This is a genomic window from Neisseria sp. HMSC056A03, from assembly GCF_001815685.1.
Classification (GTDB): domain Bacteria; phylum Pseudomonadota; class Gammaproteobacteria; order Burkholderiales; family Neisseriaceae; genus Neisseria; species Neisseria subflava.
Map to the genome: position 1 here is coordinate 1 of NZ_KV821654.1, position 21,134 is coordinate 21,134.

Sequence of the window (21,134 nt, forward strand, 5' to 3'; positions counted from 1 at the left end):
GATGTCCAACTTTTGGGGTGCAGTTCAAAGCTTTCAGACGGCCTTGAGTCATATTGATATCACTATCTTTTAATTTTCAGCTCAGTAGGCAGGCATGATGCCCACCCTCAAAGTTGATTTACGCTTCGTCTTTGACTGCCGCCTGATACAGGTAAACGGTTGCCAACGGCGGTACGGTAACAGACAAGGAATTTGGTTTGCTATACGACCAAACTTCTTCTGTTTCCACCGTTGCGCCGGCAGAAATGCCGCTGCCTTTGTAATGCAGGTCGTCTGAATTGAGGATTTCGCGGTATTCGCCGGCAGAATTCACACCAAAACGGTAGCCTTCACGCACCACAGGCGTGAAGTTGCTAATCACGATAACGCGGTTGCCTTCGCGGTCGCGTCGCTCGAAAACGAATACGGAATTGTCGCCGTCATCGGCAACCAGCCATTCAAAACCTTCAGGCCATTGGTCCAATTGGTAAAGTGGCGCGGTGTCTTTATAGACATGGTTCAACTCGCGTACGAAGTCTTGCACGCCTTTGTGCCAGCCGCCCTCTTGCTCCAGCAGGAACCAATCCAGTCCTTCGTTGTAGTTCCACTCTCTGCCTTGCGCGAACTCGTTGCCCATAAACAAAAGTTTTTTGCCGGGGAAACCGTACATGAAGCCGTAGTAGGCGCGCAGGTTGGCGAATTGCTGCCAGCAGTCGCCGGGCATCCGTCCGAGCAGCGAGCGTTTGCCGTGGACGGCTTCATCGTGTGAAAGCGGCAGAACAAAGTTTTCGCTGTACTGGTACATCATGCCGAAAGTCATTTTGTTGTGATGGTATTTGCGGTTGATGGGGTCTTCCATCATGTAACGCAAAGTATCGTTCATCCAGCCCATATTCCATTTGAAGCTGAAGTTCAAACCTTCTTGGCGGGTTACATTGGCGAACGAAGTAGATTCTTCAGCGATTTCAGTCGCTGCCGGAACTTCCTCTTTCAACATGGTGTTGGTATCACGCAGGAAAGCGATGGCTTCAAGGTTTTCATGGCAGCCGTATTGGTTCGGAATCCACTCGCCGTCTTTGCGCGAATAGTTGCGGTAAATCATCGAAGCCACCGCGTCAACGCGGATACCGTCAAAGCCAAAACGTTCTATCCAATACAGGGCGTTGCCTTGCAGGAAGTTTTTCACTTCGTTTCTGCCGAAGTTTGTAAATTAGGGTGTTCCAGTCTTGGTGGTAGCCTTCGCGCGGGTCGGCGTGTTCGTACAGCGCAGTGCCGTCAAACTTGGCAAGCCCGTGATCGTCGGTCGGGAAGTGTCCAACCACCCAGTCGAGGATGATGCCGATGCCTGGCTTTAATCAGGGCGCGCAATTCGTCGGGCGAACCGAAACGGCTGGTCGGCGCATACAATCCGGTCGCCTGATAGCCCCACGAGCCGTCAAAAGGATATTCGGAAACGGGTAGGAATTCGATATGGGTGAAGCCCATGTCTTTGACGTATGCAACCAATTCTTTGGCGAGCTGTTCGTAAGTCAGCCAGAAGTTGTTTTCGGGATTGCGTTTCCACGAACCCAAATGCACTTCATAAATGCTGATGGGCGCGTCAATGGCGTTGGCGCGGGCGCGGAAGTCGGGTGCGTCCACTTTTTCCGGTAAACCACGCACGACAGACGCCGTATTCGGACGCAACTCCGCGCCGAAGGCATACGGGTCGGTTTTTTGCTGCACATCGCCGTTGGCATTGCGGATTTCAAATTTGTAGAGGGCGTTGAGTTTGACTGCCGGAATAAAGATGTCCCAAATGCCGTTGTCGCGGTGGAAACGCATCACATGGCGGCGGCCATCCCAGTTATTAAATTCGCCGATAACGGAAACGCGTTGCGCATTTGGCGCCCATACGGCAAAGCGTACGCCCTTCACGCCGTCCAACTCGGCAAAATGCGCGCCTAAAGTCTCATAAGGACGCAGGTGCTTGCATTCGGCCAACAGCCAGGAATCCATGTCTTGCAACGCAGAGCTGAAATGATAAGGGTCTTCTTCAATCACAGGCTCGGAGTCTTCGGCATAACGGATACTCAAAGCGTAATCGGGCGCATCATCGGGCAAAACAGCCACAAAGAAACCGCGTTCATCAATTTTTTCAGACGGCATGATGAGTTCGCCGCTGCGGCGGTTCACAATATCCACGCTTACTGCGCCGGGAATCAAAACGCGCACTACTTCATCGCCCTCTGCAAGGCGGTGTCGTCCCAGATAAGCGAACAAGTCGCTGTGGGTGGCAAGAAACAGGCTTTCGACCGTATCGCGCTCGATTTGGTCAAGTTCATGATAAGCCTTGATTTAGCTGTTTGTTTTCATGCGTACCTCGTCAATAATGGCAAGTTGGCCGCCCATGAGGCGGTGTTGTAGGAAATCTTCCAAAGAAACCGGCATTTTTTGCACCCAGTTCGGATAACCGTCCGGCACGCCGGGGACATTCAAATTGTCAATGACGCCCAGCAAGTTTTCCAGTTGTACGGCGTAAAGCTTGCTGCGGCTCAATGCGCCGTATTTGTGCAAAGCCGCCAGCAAAGTTTCATCGGCTTTTGCCGGCATTTGCACGTCTGCACCCAGACAGCCGGTATATTTCAATTTGTCCAGCAAATCGGCTTTATCGTGTTCGCGCTCATCCAAGGCCGTCTGAAAAGCGGCTGCATCAGGCAAAGTACCGAGTTTGAACATCGTATCCAAATCTTTGCCCATCCAATAACCTGCCAGCGGCGCGACATCGTGGGTACTGATGACCGTAATCGCCTGCTCAGGGTATTCTTCAGGCAGTTGGAAACCGTTCCAGCCCTTGCTGAAATACATCACTTTGTAGGAGAACACTTGATAGCGGTTGAGCAGATAACGCGCTTGATCGGGTACCGTACCCAAATCTTCGCCAATGATGACGCAACGGTTTCGCTGGCTTTCCAAAGCCAATATGGCAAAAGTCACTTCGGCGTCGTAATGCACGTATGCACCGAAATCTGCTGTTTTATCGTTTAAAACCCACCACAAACGACACAGCGCCATCACATGGTCAATCCGCAACACGCCATACAGGCGCATGTTTTCACGCAACAGATGGGCAAACTTTTCATAGCCCGTATGCTTCAACATCGACGGATTGAGCGGCGGCAAATCCCAGTTTTGCCCCGTCGGGCTGAACGGATCGGGCGGCGCACCGACCGATACGTCCATACAATAATCTTGGCGGTGTGACCAAGTATCCACACTGCCGCGCGCCACGCCGACCGCCAAATCGCCGTAAATACCAAGTTTGACACCGTATTCGGCAGCGGCTTGGTTAACTTCTTGCAACTGCTCCGCGCAAAGCCATTGCAGCCACATATAAAAACGGATTTCACGTTCATGGCTGCGCGCGAATTTTTCTACTGCTTTGCTATCAGGCTGATGAAATTCAGACAGCCATGACTGCCAACCCACTTGTCCGGAACGACTGTAATACTGGTCCAAAGCCTCAAACAAACCGAAGCCCTGCAAAGCTTTGCCTTTTTCTAATACAAATGCTTCAAATGCAGCGCGTTCATTTGCCGCAGCTTCGCAAGTATCCTGTTCAAACGCGTTAAACGCCATTTGCAGCGCATCACGCTTGCATGTCCAAACCGCCGTATAAGTTACCGTTTCCGTAACACGCAAAGCAGCAATGCGCTGACGGATTTTCGGTTGTGCCAGCCAGTTTTTCAGTTGCTCGTTATAAGTAAATGCGCCGACTTTTTCGATATCCAAGTAAATCGGATTGAGCCATTCGCGCGAAGAAGGGCTATACGGGCTGGCAAAGGCAGGCTTGCTGGTAAACAAGGCGTGCAAAGGGTTGATACCGACAAAATCCAGCTTTTTCTCTGCCGCATATTTCATCAGGTTCAGCAAATCAGTAAAGTCGCCTATGCCCCAGTTGCGCTCGGAACGCAGGCTGTACAAATGCATGGTCAAGCCATTCATCCGACCGCCATTGGCAAGCAGTTTGGGTTGGTAAACCGATTCAGGCGCAACAATCAGGCGTATAAGGCGACATTTGCCGCCGGTCTCAGCCGACAAAGTGTAATAACCGCAAGCCAGTCGGGGCAGCTTAATCCAAAGCGTATCGTTGTCGCCCGGATATAAAGTCAAGCTCTGACACTCATCCGCCTCATCAATCAATACGACCGCTTCCGCACCATGAAATTCAGACGGCATCTGTAAAGATTCTTCGCCGTTTTCATGCGCGACCATCGTATTCAGATAAAGGCCGTCTGAATCAGCTTTGCTTTTGTCCAAAACAGCAACGATCGATTCCAACACTTCAGGTTTGGTCGCATGATATGTACCGTTGATGTCGTGGTAGCCTAAATCAATACCGGCCGCTACGGCCTGCTGCTCCAATGTTTCACTCATTGCATTCTGCCTGTTTTACCAATATCTGAATCTTAATACAGATTGTGTCGCACCGTTACATGTAATTCATTGTAATATCTAACAAAATCCATATTTCCCTGCTTGATTTGACCTGCGCCAAAATTTCCTATTTATCTGTCTTGTAAAAACTTAAGGCCGTCTGAAAAGGAAGGTTTCATTCCTTTTCAGACGGCCTTTATCATGCTTCAAGCCTGATTAGTGGTGGTGATGACCGTGCGGGCCATGTACGTGACCGTGGGCAATTTCTTCCTCAGTCGCATCGCGCACACCTTCAACAGTCGCTTTGAACAATATTTTCATACCGGCCAAAGGATGGTTGCCGTCCACTACGGCTTTACCGTCGGCAACATCGGTTACACGATAAATCAATACATCGCCTGTTTCCGGATCATCGGCTTCAAACATCATGCCGACTTCAACTTCAACAGGAAATACGCTTACATCTTCAATACGTACCAGCTCAGGATCTTGCTCGCCGAAGGCATCATCAGGCGACAAAGCCACTTCAACAGTATCGCCTACATTTTTGCCGTGCAACGCTTCTTCCACCAAAGGGAAAATACCGTCATAACCGCCATGCAGGTAAGCAATCGGCTCTTCGGTTTTGTCCAACAACTGGTTGTTTGCATCGTACATTTCATAATGCAGGGAAACTACGGAATTTTTAACAATAGACATCATGTCGTCCTTAATCAATATTTAAAAGTCAGGTTCAGGCTATTCTATCACAGCTGTAACTAAACAATCGGTTTACCTTAAACAAATACTTTTGGCGAACACAACAAAACCAAAAAAGTCCATATAAAAAACAAAATTGAATGATTCCAATCCATAAAAGTTGCTTTTTCACAACACAAAGTTGCTAAATTACAAAAAACTTCCCAAACGCAAAAACATTCTAAATCTTTAAAACCGACAACAGCCAAAAACAAACAAGTTATTGAATACAAACAACCTTTAAAATTTTCATTAATTATGAATATTTTTAGATGATTTTTTACCTGCTTCCCTGATTTACATTATTTTCGCTAATTTTGTATTGATTTTAGCCCGCAAACAGTTAAGCAACGTTGCATTGGCCCACCCCATGGGGCATAATAACGAAAATTCAGCAATGAATTTCTACTGTACAGGCCGTTTGACGGCTATTTTAGTTTAAATCGATTTAAAAAAGGTCCTCAAAAATGAAAAAATCTCTGTTCGCTGCTGCTTTGTTGTCTTTAGCTTTGGCCGCTTGTGGCGGTGCTGATAAAGCTGCTGAAACTGCTGCTTCTGCTGCTTCTGAAGCCGCTGCTTCTGCTACTGAAGCTGCTGCATCTGCTACCGAAGCTACCGCTTCTGCTGCTACCGAAGCTACTGAAGCCGCTGCTTCTGCTACCGAAGCTGCTGCATCTGCTACTGAAGCCGCTGCATCTGCTACTGAAGCCGCTGCTTCTGCTGCTTCTGAAGCTGCTAAATAATATTCTTTTGAATATAAGAAAAGCAGGATACCATTGCGTATCCTGCTTTTTTACATTCTTCATTTTCCCCTTTCCGACTTTTCCGCCTGACTGCCATGCACCTTCACGACCGTTTTGCTGAGTTTCTTTCCGCCTCTGAAATCATTGAAGCTACTCCGGCCTTGTTAAACGACCAACGCCGTCGTTTTATTTCTTCGCCGGATATTGTCTTACAGCCGAACTCTGTCGAGAGCGTGCAGAAAATCATGCGTTTCTGTTTTGAAAACCGTATCCGCGTAACCCCGCAAGGCGGCAATACCGGATTATGCGGCGCAACGGTAACCACCGAAGGCGTACTACTAAACCTCTCTAAGCTCAACCGTATCCGCGATATCAACCTTGCCGACAACAGCATGACGGTTGAAGCAGGCGTGATTTTGCAAAATGCTCAAAAGGCGGCAGCCGAAGTTGGACGACTGTTTCCGCTCAGCCTTGCCAGCGAAGGCTCTTGCCAAATCGGCGGCAATATCGCCTGTAATGCCGGCGGTTTGAATGTCTTGCGTTACGGCAGCATGCGTGATTTGGTATTGGGTTTGGAAGTCGTTTTACCAAACGGCGAACTGGTTTCCCACTTTCAGCCCCTGCACAAAAACACGACCGGCTACGACTTGCGCCATCTTTTTATCGGCAGCGAAGGAACATTGGGCATCATTACCACCGCCACACTCAAACTCTTTGCCCAACCCAAAACCAAAGCAACCGCATGGGTAGGTTTAGACGATATTGAATCCGCCGTCTCGCTTTTAACTGCGGTGCAAGGCCATTTTGCCGAACGCTTGACCAGCTTCGAGCTGATCAGCCGCTTTGCCCTCGATTTATCTTCGGAATTCAGCCAACTCAAAAAGCCTGCCGATGCGGAATGGCATATTTTGATTGAACTTGCAGATTCCGTTTCCGATGCCGGACTGGATGAAAAACTTGCCGAATTTCTCTATAAAAACGGATGGGAAAACAGCATCTTGGCGCAATCCGAGCAAGAGCGCTCCGACTTATGGACCTTGCGTGAAAATATTTCCGCTTCCCAACGCAAACTCGGCACCAGCATCAAACACGACATTGCCGTCCCTATCGCCCAAGTGGCCGCCTTTGTCCGCCAATGCGCCCCTGCCCTGGAAACCCGTTTTCCCGGCATACAAATTGTCTGCTTCGGACATTTAGGCGACGGCAGCCTGCATTACAATACATTCCTGCCCAACGTATTGAGCAACGAAGCCTACCAATACGAAGACGCCGTCAATACCATTGTTTATGAAAACATCCTTGCCTGCCACGGCACGATTGCCGCCGAACACGGCGTAGGCATCATCAAAAAACATTGGCTGCCCCGTGTGCGTACACAGGCCGAACTCGTTCTGATGCATGCCATCAAAAATCAGCTTGACCCTTATGGCATTATGAATCCGGACAAACTCCTGCCTTCTTTGGATTAACCAATACGAAAAGGCCGTCTGAAACATTTCAGACGGCCTTTTATCTTATCCAAACTATTTCAATGCCGTTTTCCAATCCAATCCGCCTAAGGACGGTACCTGTATCACTTCGTTGGTATCCAAATTGACCGCCGTCAGCTCTCCGCCCCACAACGCGCCGGTATCCAAAGCAATGACCTGATCGGTATTAACGTAGCCCAATGACGACCAATGTCCGAACACGGTAATATAATCCAAATTCTGCCTATCAGGCGCTTTAAACCAAGGGCGCAGGTAAAGCGGCATTTTTTTCAGAGTGGATTTATATTCGTAATCCAACTCGCCTTTATACGTCAGCGCACGCATACGGGTAAAGACGTTGATAATCATGCGTAGGCGCTCATAGCCTGTCAAATCGTCCGTCCACTCGGTCGGCTTGTTGCCGTACATTTTGCCAAAAAATTTCCTGTATTTTTTACCTTGCAATTCATCCTCAGCTTCACGGGCAAGGCTTTCGGCTTTATCAACCGACCATTGCGGCAAAATACCGGCATGCACCATCACATGTCTGTCACCGCGCACCAACAGCGGCTGATGACGCAGCCAGTCAAGCATGGCATAACTATCGGGATGGGTCAAAATCGGCTCAACCGTATCACTGCGCTTAAGCGTTCCTTCACCGCAACCGACTGCCAAAAGATGTAAATCATGATTGCCCAAAACCATTTGCACACTGCTGTCATGCTCTTTGGCAAATTTCAGGGTTTCCAAGGACTTCGGGCCGCGATTGACAATATCACCAACCAGCCAAAGGGTGTCCGTACCATGATTAAAGCCGATTTTGGCAAGCAACAAAGTCAGCTCGTCAAAACAGCCTTGAATGTCTCCGATTGCGTAATGTGCCATTATTATTGTTTTCCGTTGTTTTTATTTTCAGACGGCCTCAAGCCCAGCCCAGGCCGTCTGAAAACATCAATTATGCATTTAAAACCAATACTGCCTCTGCTTCAACCTGAACGCCTTTAGGCAGGCTGGCCACGCCAACTGCCGCACGCGCAGGGAAAGGCTGTTCGATAAATTCAGCCATCACTTCATTGAATACGGCAAAGTTGGCCAAATCGGTCAAATAAGCATTGAGTTTGACGATATCGTTCAAAGAACCGCCGGCCGCTTCGGCTACGGCTTGCAGGTTTTTAAATACTTGCACTGCTTCTGCGCGGAAGTCGCCATCGCCGACCACAGTCATCGTAGCCGGATCCAAAGGAATCTGACCGCTCATATAAACCGTGTCGCCTGCACGGACTGCTTGGCTGTATGCACCAATCGCGGCAGGGGCTTTGTCGGTATGGATAATGGTTTTAGACATGATATTCTCCTCAAATAGAAATGTCAGAATCAGGTGGAAGCTTCGAATTTTACTTTCAACAGAAATACGTTTCAATAAAAGCATTCAATTAATGCGTTTATCCCGTCTTGTTCTTCCCCGATTTTAAACCTACAATCCTACACATTATTCATTTAAAAGCCGAAATTATCATGTTTTTTGTCTTATCCCCAGCCAAAAACCTCAACGAAAAAGACCCTTCCCCCGTCAGCAGCTTTACCCAGCCCGACCTTCTGCCCGAAGCAGAAATCCTGATGCAGGAGTTGCGCCAGCTTGCCCCTCAACAAATCGCCGAGCTGATGCATGTTTCCGACAAAATCGCCCTGCTCAATACTGAACGCAATGCCGTATGGCACACGCCGTTTACCCCTGAAAACGCCAAACAAGCCGTATTTATGTTCAACGGCGATGTCTACGAAGGCATCGCCGCCGATACGCTCAAACCGGAACAAATCGACTACCTGCAACAACACGTCCGCCTACTCTCCGGCTTATACGGCGTACTGCGCCCGCTCGACTTGATGCAGCCCTACCGCTTGGAAATGGGCACGGCCTTTGCCAACTCGCGCGGCAAAACCCTCTACGAATTTTGGGGCGATAAAATTACCGACCTGCTCAATCAAACGCTGAAGCAGGCCGATAGCGACGTTTTAATCAACCTCGCCTCACAAGAATATTTCAAATCCGTCAACACCAAAAAACTCAACGCACGCCTGATTACGCCGATTTTTAAAGACGAGAAAAACGGCAAATACAAAATCATCAGCTTCTACGCCAAACGTGCGCGCGGTTTGATGGTGCGCTACGCGGCAGAACACGGCATTACCGAGCCTGAAATGCTCAAAAATTTCGATTACGAGGGCTATTCATTCAATGAAGCAGCTTCAAACGAAGCCGAATGGGTATTCATGCGTGAAGAACAATCTAAATAAAAACAGAATCCTAGATATTTTTTCTAAAATACCTCTTGGCAAAGGCCGTAAGTTCCATTAATATTACGGCTTCAAGAATGGAAGCGTGGCAGAGCGGTTTAATGCAACGGTCTTGAAAACCGTCGAGGGTTGATAGCCCTCCGTGAGTTCGAATCTCACCGCTTCCGCCATTCTTGATAAGGATATAAAGACTTGATTGATTCAAGTCTTTTTTATTTTTGTCCTTTTGAAATTTAAGTTTATGTTGACGGGTCAACATTATCGATAAACAAAAGGCCGTCTGAAACTTCCCTATCCGGTTTCAGACGGCCTTTTAAACTTTATACCTATCCAAGTACCCCTTCCCTGTTTATAACCAAATACAAAACCAAAGGCCGTCTGAAAACTACTTCAGACGGCCTTTTCCTTTTCTACAAATCAAATGCGGCGTTAATCAAACGTTTGGTGTAATCGTTTTGCGGATGGTGGAAAATCTGATCCGCGCTGCAGTATTCAACCATTTCGCCCTGCTTCATCACAATCACGTTGTCGCTGACAGCGCGCACGACAGACAAATCATGACTGATGAACATATAAGTCAGACCGTATTTCTTCTGCAAATCGCGCAAAAGTTCGACCACTTTGGATTGTACGGAGCGGTCAAGTGCAGAGGTCGGCTCGTCCAAAAGGATGAATTTCGGGCGCAGGATAACGGCGCGTGCAATAGCGATACGCTGACGCTGGCCGCCGGAGAATTCATGCGGATAGCGGTTGAGCGCGTCAAGCGGCAGGGACACTTCCTTCATGACTTCCAAAACACGCTGGATACGTTCTTTTTTGGTCATTTCAGGATGATGAACCGTCAAACCTTCGCCAATAATTTCGCCAACGGTCAGGCGTGGGGAAAGCGAACCGAACGGATCTTGGAACACAATTTGCCGTTGCGATTTCAGACGGCGTGCTTCTTCGGCAGTATAGTTTTTCAGGTCTTTGCCTTCAAAGGAGATATGGCCGGTATAAGGCAGCATCTGCATGACGGCTTTACCCAGCGTGGATTTGCCGGAACCGGACTCGCCGACGACGCCCAATGTTTCGCCTTCTTTAATTTTGAAGCTGATGCCTTTGACGGCATCAAAAGTTTTGAGCGGTTTGCCGAAAAAGTTTTGCTTCAATACGAAAGAAACATTGACATTATCGGCATCAATCAACACACCGGCGTTGTTTTCTTCCGGCTCTTTCATGCCTTTGGGAATGGCATTGATGAGCTCGGCGGTATATTCGTGTTTCGGATGGGCAAATACTTCTTTGATTTTGCCGCGCTCGACAATTTCACCGTTGCGCATGACGCAGACGGTTTTGGAATAGTGCTCCGCCAAACCCAAATCGTGGGTAATGAAGATAATCGCCATGCCCATTTGCTGTTGCAAATCGTGGAGCAAATCGAGAATCTCGGCTTGAATGGTCACATCCAAAGCCGTGGTCGGTTCGTCGGCAATCAGCAGGTCAGGTTCATTGATGAGCGCCATGGCAATCATGATGCGTTGCAGCTGACCGCCGGAAAACTCGTGCGGATATTGCTTCATGCGGCGTTCGGCTTCTTTGATGCCCACACGCTCCAGCAATGCCAATGCCTTCTGCCCGGCTTCTTTTTTGCCGAGCTTTTTATTGTGCACACGCGCCGCTTCAATCAGCTGCGCACCGATACGCATAAACGGATTGAGCGAGGTCATCGGCTCTTGGAAAATCACGCTGATGCGGTTGCCGCGCAAATCACGCAGGGTTTTCTCATCTGCATCCAAAATGGAAATATCGTCAAAAGTAATGCGCGAATCTTTGCTATATCGGGCAAATTTCTCAGGCAGCAGGCGCATAACGGACATAGATGTTACAGACTTGCCCGAACCGGACTCGCCGACCAAAGCCAATGTTTCGCCCTCTGCCACTTTAAAGCTGACATTACGCACGGCGTGCACGTTCTTTTCATGCAATTCAAAATTGATGTCCAGATTTTCTACAACCAGTAACTGTTTTGTCATTTTGATTATCCTTTTGGTTGTGGTTTAGCGGTCTTTCGGGTCGAGCGCATCGCGCAGGCCGTCGCCGATAAAATTGAAACAGAACAAAGTGGTTACCAAGAAGAAACTCGGCACGAGCAGCTGCCAAGGTGCGGCTTCCATAGAAATCGCGCCTTCTTGCAACATCGAACCCCAACTGGTCATCGGCTCTTGCACGCCCAAGCCCAAAAAGCTCAAGAAGGATTCAAACATAATCATGCCCGGCACCAGCAAAGAGGCATACACCATCACCACGCCCAAAACATTCGGAATAATGTGGCGCGTTACGATTTTACGTTTCGCCACGCCGCTCACACGCGCCGCTTCGACAAACTCTTTATGCTTCAAGCTCAAAGTTTGACCGCGCACGATACGCGCCACGTCCAGCCAAGACACCAAACCCACGGCGGCAAAAATCAAAAGCAGGTTGCGGCCGAAGAACGTAGTCAGCAGAATCACGAAAAACATAAACGGAAACGCGTTCAAAATTTCCAAAAAGCGCATCATCAGCGAATCGAGCTTACCGCCGATAAAGCCGGCAATCGCGCCATAAAGCGTACCGATGACAACGGCCACCAATGCGCCGGCCACACCGACCAGCAAGGAAATACGTCCGCCGGTTGCCGCGCGCGACAGCAAATCGCGGCCGAGCAAGTCCGTACCCAGATAGTGATGGGTAGAAAAGGACGGCGGAATCTGCATATTGTCCCAGTCGGTAAAGTCGTAGGTGTAGCGGACAATCCATGGCGCCACAATCACAAAAATGCTGATCAGCAACAGGATGATAATGCTGTACACCGCCGCTTTGTTCTGTTTAAAACGCCGCCATGCGTCGCTCCACAGGCTTTTGCCGTGTACTTGGGCGTATTCTGCTGCCTCTGCGAGGGCCTGAATTTGCTTCTTTTTGAATAACATAATGTTCTCTCTCGCTTTTTATTCTTTCTTCAGGCCGTCTGAACATTTCAGACGGCCTTTGCACAAATGGGATTAATAACGGATTTTCGGATCAATAATGGCATACAGAATATCAAGGATGGCATTGAACAAAATAGTCATAATGCCCACCAAAATCGTTAAACCCAAAATCATGCCGTAGTCGCGGTTGAGCGCGCCGTTGACAAACAATTGTCCGACGCCGGGAATACCGAATACGTTTTCAATCACAATGGAGCCGGTGATGATGCCGACGAATGCCGGGCCTAAGAAAGAAACAATCGGCAGCATGGCGGGACGCAGCGCATGGCGCAGAATGATGCGGCTCATGGGCAGGCCTTTGGCGCGTGCCGTGCGGATAAAGGGGCTGTTCAATACTTCAATCATCGCGCCGCGCGTAATCCGCGCGATACTGGATACATAACCGATGGACAAAGTAACAACGGGCAGAATCAAGTTCATCAGTGCGCCATCGTTCCAGCCGCCGGCAGGCAGCCATTGCAGTCTGACGGCAAACACCAGTACCAATACCGGCGCCATCACAAAGCTGGGAACGACGATACCGGTCATCGCACCGCTCATCAGCGCATAATCCAGCCAGCTGTTTTGTTTTAAGGCGGCGATGATGCCGATAAACATGCCGAAGATGGCGGCAATCAGAAAGGCGTAGAAGCCGAGTTCCGCCGATACCGGCAGGGATTGGGCAAGCAACTCATTAACGCTGAAATCTTTATATTTGAACGACGGCCCCAAATCCCCCTGTGCCAATTGTTTGAGGTAGTGGAAATATTGGAGGTACATCGGATCATTGAGGTGGTATTTGGCTTCGATGTTGGCCATGACCGCAGGCGGCAGGTTGCGTTCGCCTGTGAACGGGCTGCCCGGCGCGAGCCGCATCAGGAAAAACGATACGGTAATCAACACCAGCATGGTCGGGATGGAAGCACATATCCGTTTGATGATGAATTTCAACATAATCAGGCTGTCCTGTCTGAACATACCGGACTCGTGAAAACAAAGCTGACCTGAAGCGGAAATCGGATGAATGGCAGCAGGCATCTGTAACGTCGCCGCGCCGGTTTCTCTCTCTATTCCGACCGGGTTATTGTTTTTATTCGGAGTCGGGTAAGGTTTTGTAGTTTGTAGATAATTGTTGTTATCAGGCCGTCTGAAACTTGGTATCCGCCGTTTCAGACGGCCTTTCACGTTAACGCGCCAAAGGTTCGGTTCGTTCGATCAGCCATGCTTTGGCCGCGCCTTCTGTCAAAGGCTCGAGACGGCGGCGCACTTCGGCGTGATATTGGTTCAGCCATTCGATTTCGCTGCCGGTCATCAGTTTGGTATCAATCAGGCGCGTATCGATTGGGCAGAGGGTAACGGTTTCAAAATACAGGAATTTGCCGAACTCGGTTTCCTCTGGGTTTTCAACCGGACGGTTGATTACCAGGCTTTCGATACGGATGCCCCATTTGCCCGGACGGTAAAGACCCGGCTCGTTGGAAGTCAGCATGCCTGACTTCATCGCGTGATGCGGTTGCGGCACGGCGGCAACGGCAATGCTTTGCGGGCCTTCATGCACATTGAGGAAATAGCCCACGCCATGACCTGTACCGTGACCGTAATCGCATTGCGCCTGCCAGAGCGATTTGCGGCAGATGGCATCAATCATCGGGCCTTTGATGTTTTCAGGGAAAATGGTCTCCGCCAGAGAAATATGCGCCTTCAACACCAAAGTGTAGTCGCGCTTCATGGCCGCACTCGGATTGCCGACAGGCACCACACGCGTGATATCGGTCGTACCGCCCCAGTATTGGCCGCCGGAGTCAATCAGCAGCATACCGTCGCCTTTGATTTTGCTGTTATTTTCCGGTGTCGCGCTGTAATGAGGCAATGCGGCATTGGCATTGTAGCCGGCGATGGTGTCGAAACTTGGCGAAATAAAGCCGGGACGTTGGCTGCGGTGTTTATAGAGCATGCCGTCGATGTCCAGCTCGCTCAATTCGCCGCCGTCTGCCAAGATTTGTTCAAACTCGGCAAAGAAGCCGCACAATGCCGCGCCGTCTTCCGCCATGGTATTGCGGATATGGGCGATATCGGCATCGGATTTGACTGATTTGAAGAATGTGCTTGGGTGGATGGTTTCAATCAAACGGACGTCTTCAGGCAGGCGGCGCAAAGTGCCGATCGCGGTTTTGTTCGGATCAATCAGCAATGCGCCCTTAACGCCTGCCAAATAGTCCGCCGCTTGCGCATAAGGCAATACTTCAAAACCTGCTGCTTTCAAAGCTTCGGCAGATTCGGCTTTCAGACGGCCTGCATCGGTAAACAATACAGCTTTGTCTTGGCTGATAAACAAATGGGACAAGAACACGGGGTTGAACGGCACATCATCGCCGCGCAGATTGGTAATCCAAGCGATGTCGTCCAAAGAAGAAACCAAATGCGCATCTGCGCCCTGCTCTTTCATGGCCGCACGAATACGGGCCAGTTTTTCGGCTGCAGTTTCGGAAACGTAGTCGGGATGGTGAACGTAGATTTCCGGAGTCGACAATGCAGGACGGTCGTCCCATACTTCGTCCAACAAGGTTTCAGGATATTCGAGGCGGATGTTTTTGGCGGCAAGTGCCTGTTTCAAACCGCGCTCGCCGCTGAGTGCGAACATATCGGCAGGCGCGCCGACCACTGCGCCCTCGGGCAGATTTTGTGCCAACCATTCGGTATAAGGCGCATCAACACCCATTTTTTGCAGCTCGATGCCGTTTGGCGCAAGCTGTTGGCCTGCCTGTTCCCAATAGCGGCTGTCCGTCCACACGCCTGCTTTATCGGCGGTCACCACCAAAGTGCCGGCCGAACCGGTAAAGCCGGAAAAATCGCGGCGTGCCTGCCAATGCTCGGGCAGGTATTCGGAAAGGTGCGGATCGGCAGAAGGGATGACAAACGCGTCCACGCCATGTTTTTTCATGGCTTCGCGTAAAGCGGACAAACGTTGTTGTACAGATTTCATGTGTTATGTCTCCTGTTGTTTCAGACGGCCTCTGTCATCAAGGCCGTCTGAAAACTTGTGCTGTCTATAATCAATCTATTTTTTCGGTGCGAACGACCAGCTCTTGACCGTGTAGTTCCGCAAAGGGTCTTTGTCGGAATAGCCGATAATATCGGGTTTGACCATACGCACTTCAACCTGATGATACAGCGGAATCAGTGCAGCGTCTTCTTGAAGCTGCTTCTCCGCATCGGCATAGAGCTGGCTGCGTGCTTCCTTGCTGACACCATCTTTCAGCGTATTGTTCATAAATGTGTCAAACGCCGCGCTTTTGTAGCGGAATGCATTATTTGAGTTGTTAGATTTCAAGATATTGAGCATACCTGCTGGATCGTTGAAATCGGAACACCAGCCGCTGAACGAAACCTTGAAATTGCCTTGCGCGCGCGTATCCAAATAAGTTTTCCATTCCTCGTTGGACAAAGTCGGACGGATAAACGGAATGGCGGCTTTCCACACCGACTGCACGGCAGTAATTTGTTTTTTGGACGCTTCGCTGGTGCTGTACAAAATATCGAACTCAAGCGGATGGTCATCGTTGTAGCCTGCTTCGTTCAACAGTTTGCGCGCAGTTTCGATGCGTTTTTCAGGCGTCCACTCTTTCCACTCAGGGTAAACAGGAATCACGCCCTGCATTTGCGGCGGCGTCAATTGGAACGCAGGCGTATCGCCACGGCCGCCCACTTTGACGACAATGTCGCGGCGCGTCAGCATATTGAGCGCCTTGCGGACGCGCGGATCGTTAAACGGCGCTGCTTCGTGGTTCGGCTCCAAATACCAACTACATAAAGAAGTTGTACGTTTCACTTGTCCCGGAAACTCAATATCCGCCACTTTGACCTGATCACTGGGAATGCCGTAAGTCACATCAATTTCATTGGCGCGATAACGGTTGTACTCGCCGCTGCCTGATAAGAAAACCGCCTTCGGAATGGCCACTTTGTCTTTATCGTAATAATTGGGATTGCGTTCCATATTGATGTGGCTGTTGACTTTCCAATCCGTTAAAAGATAAGCGCCACTGGAAACGTAATGACCGGGCTGTGTCCACTTATTGCCATATTTTTCAACAGTGGCGCGGTGAACCGGAAACGTGAATTGCTGAATCAGCATATCGGGGAAATAAGGCACGGGCGCAATCAGCGTAAATTGCAGGGTCTTCGCGTCCAACGCCTTGACGCCCAATGTCTCAGGCTTGGCTTTGCCGTTTAATATATCTTCCGCATTTTCCACTTGTGCATCGACCAAATAGCTGCCAAAAGGTGCGCCAGTGGCCGGATCGGCAAGACGGCGGAAGCTGTATACAAAATCTTCGGCAGTAATCGGATCGCCATTGCTCCATTTGGCATCACGCAGATGGAAGGTCCAAATACGCTCTCCCTCGCTCTCCCATTTTTCCGCCAAAGCAGGAATGGTTTTGCCTTCGGCATCCGTACCGACCAAACCATCCATCAACTGACGGATAATCGCACCGGCCGCCATATCGCCGCTCATCTGAGGATCCAGCGTACCCGGCTCGACGCCGTTGCTGACCACCACGCGCTCATAATCGGTACGTTTAAACTCAGGAGCAGGCTTGACATCGCGGCTGCACGCCGACAACGCGAATACGGCAGCCAATGATGCAACCAACAGCGGATAGGTTTTTCCGGCCATATTTCATTCCTTCTTTTGGGTATTCTTCTTTTTCAGACGGCCTAATGATTCAAACTACACTCGACTACATTTATTTAGAATTTTTCCAGTGCAGTTAAATCATCTATTTCAAGTCATGAAAATAGTGTTTTAAACCACATATTCCATCAGGATAATAGTGAGCCATCCAAGATTGTTGGCAAATTAACACAAAAATACGTAACTGAAAACTATTTTTCAATTTATCCTACGATAAATTACAAATGTATTGATTTTTTATAATTTGTCAAATAAGATTATCCGAATACCCCGTCCCCAATTAAGAAAAAGACATAAAAGGAGAACAAAATGAACAAGTTATCTTGTTTTGTTGCCATTACCCTCATCGGCTCTTCCATGAGCATTGCCCACGCCGAACCTAAAATGAACGGTACCATATACATTATGACCGAGGTCGAGCACAACAATAAAACCGGCGTAACCAATACAACCATTTCCGATAAAAGTTCCAGTCTTTATCTCTCCGATGAAGTACGACTCAACAACGACTTATGGCTGAAATGGCAACTTGGCTCCTTTATTTACTTCGATTCCGACCGCTGGGGCGGCTGGGGCACTGCCGACTCATACGTCGCGCTCAACAGCTACAAAAACCTTGGTACCGTCAAAATGGGTTACATCAGTACACCCATGAACAGCATTTATCTGAACCCGTTCGACACCAACAGCTCGATTCTGGAATTCGGCAAAATTTCCCGCTTCGGCCAACGCCGCGTTTCTATGGCTTATGAGTCTCCTTGGAAAAACGGTTTCCAATTCAAATTCAACGTCTCCCCTGGTTCCAATGCCGCACGCAACAACAACGACTGGAATCCGGACAAAAAACGTGACGGCGACTGGGTTTTCGGCTGGGGTGTGGACTACAACCACCCAAACAACGGCTTTAACGCCCACTACGCTGCCGAATACGCACCCAACGACTCTCCGACCGAAACCAAAGACTTCCAAGCCCATGCATTCATGGCCGGATACAGCAAAGACAAAATCTCCGTCGATGCCGCGTTCCAATACGCCAAAAACACTTGCGACGGCTTCAGCTGCTGGGGCGTATGGAAAGATGCGGCAGGCAACGTAGCTGGTTCTTACGACAAAGAAATCAACAACACCAAAGAATTTATGGTGTCCGGCTCATACAAGGTAGGCAATTTCAAACCTCAAATCGGCTTCGCCTACGGTAAAAGTTCTATCGGCGAAGACTACAAACACGTTGCCGTCAGCACTGATTACAGCTTCTCCAAACGGACAACTGCCACACTCGGCGCCGGCTGGTTGAAAGAAAACGTCAATCCGAAATACGACAAAGATTTGCCGAAAAAATCTTCTTACGCAGTGGGCATGGTATTCAAACACCGCTATTAATGCCTGACAGATTAAAGGCCGTCTGAAACAATTGTTCAGACGGCCTTTTCTACATCCTATAAATAAACTTGCAGCCCACCTTAAAAATCATTACATTGCCCACACTCAAGCAACAAAAACGTCATCATGAACGCCCACCGCACCCTCATCATCTCCGTTTTTATCGTCGCCAGCTGCGGCCTCGCTTACGAGCTCATCATTGCCGCGCTCGCAAGCTATCTTTTGGGCGACAGTATTTTGCAGTTTTCCTCCGTCATCGGGCTTTATCTGTTTTCAATGGGTATCGGCGCACACCTGACCCAATACATTAAAGATAAAGACGTATTGCACCGCTTTATCGAAATCGAACTTCTGGTCGGCATCATCGGCGGCATTTCCGCGCTGGCATTATTTGTGGCCTTCGGTTTATCCGCTGCCCCGTTCCGCACCCTGCTCTACGCTTTTGTACTGATTGTCGGCATGATTGTCGGCATGGAAATTCCTTTGGTCATGCGCGTGTTAAACCTCAAAGGCGCAGAATTTAAAGAACTCGTTGCCAAAGTCCTGACCTTCGACTACTTGGGCGCACTCGCCGTTTCCCTGCTCTTCCCGCTCCTGCTCGCCCCCAAACTCGGCATGGCGCGTTCCGCCCTCTTGTTCGGCATCCTCAACGCCGCCGTCGCCTACCTGACCGCGCGCGTATTCAAAGCCGAATTGCCCCGCTATCACGCCATCCGTACACGTGCGTTTATCGTATTGACCGCGCTCATTACACTCTTTGCCTACGCCGACCGTATTTCCTTTAAAGCCGAACAAAGCTATTTCGGCGATCCCGTCGTCTATCAAAGCCATTCTCCCTACCAACGGCTAGTCGTTACACGCTGGAAAGACGATACCCGTCTCTATATCAACGGCAACCTGCAATTCTCCTCACGCGACGAAGCACGTTACCATGAAGCACTCGTTCTGCCTGCCATGCAGATGGTGCCCCATGCCGAACGCGTCCTTATTCTCGGCGGCGGAGACGGATTGGCGGCACGCGAAGTCTTGAAATATCCGCAGGTCAAAAATGTTACTTTGGTCGATCTCGATCCCGACATGACCACCACTTTTAGAACCTCCGCCACCTTGAGCGCGCTCAACCAAGGTTCACTGTCCCATCCCAAAATGCACGTCGTCAACGACGATGCCGCCAAATGGCTGGAAGCGTCGTCTGAAAAATTCGACGTTATCATCATCGACCTACCCGACCCGTCCAATTTCTCGCTGGGTAAACTCTACTCCGTCCCCATGTACCGCCTCGTCGCCCGCCATCTTCAGCCGCAGGGCAAAATCGTCGTCCAATCCACCTCGCCCTACTTCGCCCCCAACGCCTACTGGTCGGTCGTTGCCACCCTCGAAGCCGCCGGCCTTTCCACCGCGCCTTATCACGTTTACGTCCCCTCCTTCGGCGAATGGGGATTTGTGTTGGCAGGGTTTGACCAAAACTTCCCCATTCCGCAAAAATTCGACGTACCCACCCGCTATCTCAATGCTCAAACCGTTGCCGAAATGTTCCGCTTTCCGCCCGATATGGCAAGGCGCAAGGTTGAAGCAAATTATTTGAACAACCAAATTCTCGTCAGTTATTTTGAAAGCGATTGGAACAATGTGATGCGATAGAATATCTAAAGGCCGTCTGAAACATCTTTCTTCTTTTTATCTCCGTTCAGACGGCCTCATCGCCCGTTTACCCTTTTTCACACAGCATTTGCTTGAAAAAATAAGGTTTATCTTTATCTAGATAGAAGACAATCGACACTATCCGTTGAATGAAGGAAGAAACTCTTATGCAGTATTTTGGAATCGGTTTTTTGGTTTTAATCTTTTTGGAAATCATGTCCATCGTCTGGGTTGCCGACTGGCTTGGCGGCGGTTGGACGCTGTTTGTGATGGCTCTCAGCTTTATCAGCGGTATCTTTATGCTGCGCCATACCGGCATCTCCGGCTTATTGCTCGCAGGCGCAGCCGTCCGCAGCGGACAAAACATTTCCCTCTATCAGATGCTGTGGCCGATTCGCTATACTGCCGCCGCGGTTTTCCTGCTCAGCCCCGGTTTTATTTCAACCGCCGTTGCCCTGCTCTTGCTGATTCCGTTTAAAGGCAACGCGGCCGTTTCTTCTACACAGTCTTTCCAAAGCCGCCAGACTTACAGCTCCGCCAAAGATAATGAAGATATTATCGAAGGCGAATATACGGTTACGCGCACCAGCAAAGCCGACAAACCGCAAGACTATATCGAACACAAACCCGATTGACGACTTCCTTCATAAAAGGCCGTCTGAATTAGGAATACCTCAAAAGTGTTTCATATTTCAGACGGCCTTAATCATTTCCTGGCTTTGAAAATGTAAATATCAGTTTGTAATTCGGTTATTCCGCATAATTCATTTAAAATAAGCAACTATTTTGA

The 21,134-nt window shown here is 49.5% G+C and carries 14 protein-coding genes, 1 tRNA gene and 1 pseudogene; 7 read left to right on the forward strand and 9 right to left on the reverse strand.

Annotated features, from left to right (window positions below):
- Nucleotides 1–118 precede the first annotated feature (118 nt).
- Nucleotides 119–4,395, reverse strand: a pseudogene (gene glgB / locus HMPREF3052_RS11935) (1,4-alpha-glucan branching protein GlgB).
- A gap of 216 nt (nt 4,396–4,611) precedes the next feature.
- Nucleotides 4,612–5,094, reverse strand: coding sequence for an FKBP-type peptidyl-prolyl cis-trans isomerase (locus HMPREF3052_RS09495; RefSeq protein WP_070749631.1), 483 nt, complete (start codon nt 5,092–5,094; stop codon nt 4,612–4,614).
- Nucleotides 5,095–5,600: 506 nt separating this feature from the next.
- Between HMPREF3052_RS09495 and HMPREF3052_RS09500 the strand changes: the two genes are divergently transcribed.
- Both HMPREF3052_RS09500 and HMPREF3052_RS09505 read left to right on the forward strand, forming a co-directional pair.
- Nucleotides 5,601–5,876, forward strand: coding sequence for a hypothetical protein (locus HMPREF3052_RS09500; RefSeq protein WP_070749632.1), 276 nt, complete (start codon nt 5,601–5,603; stop codon nt 5,874–5,876).
- 95 nt (nt 5,877–5,971) lie between these two features.
- Nucleotides 5,972–7,345, forward strand: coding sequence for an FAD-binding oxidoreductase (locus tag HMPREF3052_RS09505; RefSeq protein ID WP_070749633.1), 1,374 nt, complete (start codon nt 5,972–5,974; stop codon nt 7,343–7,345).
- A gap of 54 nt (nt 7,346–7,399) precedes the next feature.
- Here the strand turns inward: HMPREF3052_RS09505 and HMPREF3052_RS09510 are convergent, their stop codons facing one another.
- Nucleotides 7,400–8,230, reverse strand: coding sequence for a symmetrical bis(5'-nucleosyl)-tetraphosphatase (locus HMPREF3052_RS09510; RefSeq protein ID WP_070749634.1), 831 nt, complete (start codon nt 8,228–8,230; stop codon nt 7,400–7,402).
- 70 nt (nt 8,231–8,300) lie between these two features.
- Complete coding sequence (locus tag HMPREF3052_RS09515) at nt 8,301–8,690, reverse strand: RidA family protein (protein ID WP_036472307.1); 390 nt, start codon at nt 8,688–8,690, stop codon at nt 8,301–8,303.
- A 170-nt stretch (nt 8,691–8,860) separates the two neighbouring features.
- Here HMPREF3052_RS09515 and yaaA point away from each other — a divergent pair, with 170 nt between their 5' ends.
- Entirely contained in the window at nt 8,861–9,640 is a 780-nt protein-coding gene (gene yaaA, locus HMPREF3052_RS09520) for a peroxide stress protein YaaA (RefSeq protein WP_070749635.1), read from the forward strand.
- Nucleotides 9,641–9,719: 79 nt separating this feature from the next.
- Nucleotides 9,720–9,810 (forward strand) — tRNA-Ser (locus HMPREF3052_RS09525).
- Nucleotides 9,811–10,050: 240 nt separating this feature from the next.
- Here the strand turns inward: HMPREF3052_RS09525 and HMPREF3052_RS09530 are convergent.
- From HMPREF3052_RS09530 to HMPREF3052_RS09550, 5 genes are all read right to left on the reverse strand, one after another.
- Entirely contained in the window at nt 10,051–11,655 is a 1,605-nt protein-coding gene (locus HMPREF3052_RS09530) for an ABC transporter ATP-binding protein (RefSeq protein WP_070749636.1), read from the reverse strand.
- Nucleotides 11,656–11,679: 24 nt separating this feature from the next.
- Complete coding sequence (gene oppC, locus HMPREF3052_RS09535; protein WP_070749637.1) at nt 11,680–12,588, reverse strand: oligopeptide ABC transporter permease OppC; 909 nt, start codon at nt 12,586–12,588, stop codon at nt 11,680–11,682.
- A gap of 72 nt (nt 12,589–12,660) precedes the next feature.
- Nucleotides 12,661–13,581, reverse strand: a complete 921-nt coding sequence (gene oppB, locus HMPREF3052_RS09540) for an oligopeptide ABC transporter permease OppB (RefSeq protein WP_036490316.1) — start codon at nt 13,579–13,581, stop codon at nt 12,661–12,663.
- Between the two features lie 232 nt (nt 13,582–13,813).
- Nucleotides 13,814–15,610 carry an aminopeptidase P family protein gene (locus HMPREF3052_RS09545; RefSeq protein WP_070749638.1) on the reverse strand — a complete coding sequence of 599 codons (1,797 nt, stop codon included), beginning with the start codon at nt 15,608–15,610 and terminating at the stop codon, nt 13,814–13,816.
- A gap of 75 nt (nt 15,611–15,685) precedes the next feature.
- Nucleotides 15,686–17,305, reverse strand: coding sequence for an ABC transporter substrate-binding protein (locus HMPREF3052_RS09550; protein ID WP_070749639.1), 1,620 nt, complete (start codon nt 17,303–17,305; stop codon nt 15,686–15,688).
- 327 nt (nt 17,306–17,632) lie between these two features.
- Between HMPREF3052_RS09550 and HMPREF3052_RS09555 the strand changes: the two genes are divergently transcribed.
- The 3 genes from HMPREF3052_RS09555 (at nt 17,633) to HMPREF3052_RS09565 (ending at nt 20,979) form a co-directional block, all read left to right on the forward strand.
- Nucleotides 17,633–18,703, forward strand: coding sequence for a porin (locus HMPREF3052_RS09555; RefSeq protein ID WP_070749640.1), 1,071 nt, complete (start codon nt 17,633–17,635; stop codon nt 18,701–18,703).
- Nucleotides 18,704–18,826: 123 nt separating this feature from the next.
- Nucleotides 18,827–20,344: a polyamine aminopropyltransferase gene (locus HMPREF3052_RS09560; protein ID WP_349267318.1), complete on the forward strand. Its 1,518-nt coding sequence runs from the start codon at nt 18,827–18,829 to the stop codon at nt 20,342–20,344.
- 167 nt (nt 20,345–20,511) lie between these two features.
- Nucleotides 20,512–20,979 carry an FxsA family protein gene (locus HMPREF3052_RS09565; RefSeq protein ID WP_070749642.1) on the forward strand — a complete coding sequence of 156 codons (468 nt, stop codon included), beginning with the start codon at nt 20,512–20,514 and terminating at the stop codon, nt 20,977–20,979.
- Nucleotides 20,980–21,134 lie beyond the last annotated feature (155 nt).

Excerpts from the sequence above, each read along its gene's own strand:
- HMPREF3052_RS09495 (WP_070749631.1), bottom strand. The coding sequence starts at position 5,094 with ATGTCTATTGTTAAAAATTCCGTAGTTTCCCTGCATTATGAAATGTAC.
- HMPREF3052_RS09500 (WP_070749632.1), top strand. The coding sequence starts at position 5,601 with ATGAAAAAATCTCTGTTCGCTGCTGCTTTGTTGTCTTTAGCTTTGGCC.
- HMPREF3052_RS09505 (WP_070749633.1), top strand. The coding sequence starts at position 5,972 with ATGCACCTTCACGACCGTTTTGCTGAGTTTCTTTCCGCCTCTGAAATC.
- HMPREF3052_RS09510 (WP_070749634.1), bottom strand. The coding sequence starts at position 8,230 with ATGGCACATTACGCAATCGGAGACATTCAAGGCTGTTTTGACGAGCTG.
- HMPREF3052_RS09515 (WP_036472307.1), bottom strand. The coding sequence starts at position 8,690 with ATGTCTAAAACCATTATCCATACCGACAAAGCCCCTGCCGCGATTGGT.
- yaaA (WP_070749635.1), top strand. The coding sequence starts at position 8,861 with ATGTTTTTTGTCTTATCCCCAGCCAAAAACCTCAACGAAAAAGACCCT.
- HMPREF3052_RS09530 (WP_070749636.1), bottom strand. The coding sequence starts at position 11,655 with ATGACAAAACAGTTACTGGTTGTAGAAAATCTGGACATCAATTTTGAA.
- oppC (WP_070749637.1), bottom strand. The coding sequence starts at position 12,588 with ATGTTATTCAAAAAGAAGCAAATTCAGGCCCTCGCAGAGGCAGCAGAA.
- oppB (WP_036490316.1), bottom strand. The coding sequence starts at position 13,581 with ATGTTGAAATTCATCATCAAACGGATATGTGCTTCCATCCCGACCATG.
- HMPREF3052_RS09545 (WP_070749638.1), bottom strand. The coding sequence starts at position 15,610 with ATGAAATCTGTACAACAACGTTTGTCCGCTTTACGCGAAGCCATGAAA.
- HMPREF3052_RS09550 (WP_070749639.1), bottom strand. The coding sequence starts at position 17,305 with ATGGCCGGAAAAACCTATCCGCTGTTGGTTGCATCATTGGCTGCCGTA.
- HMPREF3052_RS09555 (WP_070749640.1), top strand. The coding sequence starts at position 17,633 with ATGAACAAGTTATCTTGTTTTGTTGCCATTACCCTCATCGGCTCTTCC.
- HMPREF3052_RS09565 (WP_070749642.1), top strand. The coding sequence starts at position 20,512 with ATGCAGTATTTTGGAATCGGTTTTTTGGTTTTAATCTTTTTGGAAATC.